The organism is Burkholderia sp. Ap-955 (genome assembly GCF_011753045.1).
In the GTDB taxonomy this organism is placed as follows: Bacteria; Pseudomonadota; Gammaproteobacteria; order Burkholderiales; family Burkholderiaceae; genus Burkholderia; species Burkholderia lata_D.
This window is the reverse complement of record NZ_VWWH01000197.1, coordinates 1-2178: the sequence shown is the minus strand read 5'-3', so window position 1 is coordinate 2178 and position 2178 is coordinate 1. Positions and strand designations below refer to the sequence as shown.

The following is a 2178-nucleotide window of genomic DNA, read 5'->3' as shown; positions in this document are numbered from 1 at the left end:
CGTGCCGGCCGCGGGCATCGCGATCGCGCCCGAGCCGCCCGTCAGCTTGGCGAGCGCTTCCTGCAGCACATCGCGGCTCGTCGCCGGTGCGGCCTGGGTGGTCGCCGCCGCGTCCTTGGCCGCGTGATCCGTTAGCGTAGCCGTGGCATCGGGTTGGCCGGACACGGCCGTCTTTTGCGCAGCGGCCGCGGCGGCAGCCGCATCGGCCGGCATCGCGTTGTCCGTGCGCGCCTGCAGTTGCGCCTGCACGGCCGCAGCCGCCGCGAGCGCGGCGGCGTCGGGGTTGATGGCGGCGGTCGTGGTCGTATCGTCGGTCGTGTCGTCGTCTTCGGTGGCGGACGGCTTCGTGCCGGCGGCCGGCTTCGACGAAGCCTGTTGCGTCGACGCATCCGGGACGCCGGAATTCGACGCATCGCGACGCGTGGCGACGCTTTGCTTCAGCGTCTGCGCGAACGGCACGGCGGTCGTCGCGGTCGCGGCATCGTTGCCGGCGGCGCTGGACGAACCCGAGCCGCGGGCGGCCTTGAGTGCGGTGCCGGCGGTGTCGAGCAGCGCGCCGAGCAGGGGCAGGGGAGGCATGTCGGTTCTCTCGTTCGAAGGCGGTGGTCGGTTACGACGAACGGGCCGCGTCGGCCCGCATGCGCAGGATCTTCGCGGCGTGTTCGTCGGCGTCGCGCTGTTCGCGCCGGGCGTCGCGCTTCGCTTCCTGCGCGACGCCGCGCGCCTGCAGGATTTCGAACGAGCCGACGGTGCGTTTCTTGTTTTGCCAGTTCGGGCGGGCTTCGTCGATACGGATTTCGGCCGCGGCCAGCACGCTGCGCTGCTGCGCGATCGCGGCGTCGAGCGTATCGATGAACGCCTGGAAATTGCGCCAGTTGCCGGCCGGCATCCCGTGCTGCGCGGATTGCGAGAAGCGCGCGTGGTATTCGTCGCGGTAGCGCAGCAGCGCGTCGAGCTGCTCGGCGGCCGCGGTGCGGTCGCGCTGTGCGGTGCCGAGCTGCTTCGTGGCGGAGTCGAGATCCTCCTGCGCGCGGTCGAGCAGCAACTGAAGGGGAAAGCCGTGTGCCATCTGGATCAGCCTCCGTAAGCGTCGAACAGTGCATCGAGCCCGGCGAGGCTCGACGCGAACGGCGCGCATTCGCGAAAGCCCTGCTGCAGGAACGCCTCGATGCGCGGATAGAGCGCGATCGCGCGGTCGAGCTGCGCGTCGCGGCCGGGCGCGTACGCGCCGACCGCGATCAGGTCGCGATTGCGCTGGTAGCGCGACAGCATCTGCTTGAACTGCCGGACGTGGTCGAGATGCGTTTCGTCGATCAGCGCGGTCATCGCGCGGCTGATCGACGCCTCGATGTCGATCGCCGGATAGTGGCCGGCCTCGGCGAGCGCGCGCGACAGCACGACGTGGCCGTCGAGGATCGCACGCGCCGAATCGGCGATCGGGTCCTGCTGGTCGTCGCCTTCGGTCAGCACCGTGTAGAACGCGGTGATCGAGCCGCCGCCTTCCGGCCCGTTGCCGGTGCGCTCGACGAGCGCGGGCAGCTTCGCGAACACCGACGGCGGGTAGCCCTTCGTCGCGGGCGGCTCGCCGATCGCCAGCGCGATCTCGCGCTGCGCCATCGCGTAGCGCGTGAGCGAATCCATCAGCAGCAGCACGTGCTTGCCCTGGTCGCGGAAATACTCGGCGAGCGACGTCGCGTAGGCCGCGCCCTGCATCCGCAGCAGCGGCGACACGTCGGCCGGCGCCGCGACGACGACCGAGCGCGCGAGCCCGTCCTCGCCGAGGATCTGTTCGATGAATTCCTTCACTTCGCGGCCGCGTTCGCCGATCAGCCCGATCACGATCACTTCCGCGCTCGTATAGCGCGCCATCGTGCCGAGCAGCACTGACTTGCCGACGCCGGAGCCCGCGAACAGGCCCATCCGCTGCCCGCGGCCGACGGTGAGCAGCGCGTTGATCGCGCGCACGCCGACGTCGAGCACGTGGTGGATCGGTTCGCGCTCGAGCGGGTTGATCGACGGCGCCGACAGCGGCGCGTCGACCTTCGACGCGAGCGGGCCGAGGCCGTCGAGCGGGCGGCCCGACGCGTCGACGACGCGCCCGAGCATTTCCCAGCCGACCGGCAGGCGCTTGGCGCCCGCGAGCGGATCGGCGACGGGCGCGCTTTCGCGCGGCCAGAC

2 protein-coding genes and 1 pseudogene are annotated in these 2178 nt (G+C 71.3%); all 3 read right to left on the bottom strand.

Annotated features, from left to right (window positions below; genetic code table 11):
• Positions 1-579 (bottom strand): annotated as a pseudogene (locus F3J15_RS37215) (flagellar hook-length control protein FliK); the annotation flags it as partial.
• A 31-nt stretch (positions 580-610) separates the two neighbouring features.
• Complete coding sequence (gene fliJ / locus F3J15_RS37210; RefSeq protein ID WP_069249113.1) at positions 611-1069, bottom strand: flagellar export protein FliJ; 459 nt, start codon at positions 1067-1069, stop codon at positions 611-613.
• A 5-nt stretch (positions 1070-1074) separates the two neighbouring features.
• Positions 1075-2178: FliI/YscN family ATPase (locus tag F3J15_RS37205; protein ID WP_166897772.1), on the bottom strand; the 1104-nt coding region annotated here is incomplete at its 5' end.